Genomic DNA, 792 nt, shown 5'->3' with positions numbered 1-792 from the left:
GTGATGTCGCTTACCCAGGCTTGATTGGGCCGCCAGCCGTCGAAACGCCGATCCAACAGATTCGGCGCCACCGGCAGGCGATGCGTCGAATCCGTCGTCACCCGATACGGGCGCTTGTAGACCGGACGCAGCCCCTGGCGTTGCAGGCTGCGACGCACGCGTTCGGCGCTCACCGGCCGGCCCTGGGCACGCAACTGTCGCACGATACGAGGACGGCCATAGCTGCCGCGGCTGGCACGATGAATGGCGGCGACCTCAGCGTCCAACATGGCATTGGCCAGTGCCCGCCGACTTGGCTCCCGACCGCGCCACTGGCAATAGCCGCTGCGCGACACACCCAGAACCCGGCAAAGACGACTTACGCTGTACTGGTCGCGATGTGCGTCGATCCAGGCGTACCTCACCGCGACCCCTTCGCGAAGTACGCCGTCGCCTTTCGAAGAATTTCGATATCCAGCTTTGCACTGGCCAGTTCCTTACGCAGACGACTGTTCTCGGCCTCCAGGTCGCTCACCGGACGACGACTTGAGCTCGGTGCACTCGATGCCGGCCCCGCTGCGGTCTGCGCACTGCCATCGCGCTGATCACGGCACCAGTTCCCCAGCGTCGCCACCGGCACGCCCAGCCTGCGAGCGGCTTCATGCTGACCGACGCTCTCAGCGAGCCGCACCGCCTCAACCTTGAATTCCTTCGTGTACTGCCGTCTCGGTACCACGTTCTCTGCCATGTTCTTCTCCATACAGGCAAAAAGTTATCAAACTTCTTGCTGTACGTGGAATCGAGGCAGGGTCA

The 792-nt window shown here is 63.4% G+C and carries 1 pseudogene; it reads right to left on the bottom strand.

The window, feature by feature from the left end:
• Positions 1–739 (bottom strand): annotated as a pseudogene (locus tag HWX25_RS32665) (IS3-like element ISBvi3 family transposase); the annotation flags it as partial.
• Positions 740–792 lie beyond the last annotated feature (53 nt).

The sequence above is a fragment of the Burkholderia sp. BCC1640 genome (assembly GCF_902833125.1).
GTDB classification, from domain to species: Bacteria; Pseudomonadota; Gammaproteobacteria; order Burkholderiales; family Burkholderiaceae; genus Burkholderia; species Burkholderia diffusa.
Note: the sequence above shows the minus strand (reverse complement) of the source record. Positions and strands in the feature narration are given on the sequence as shown.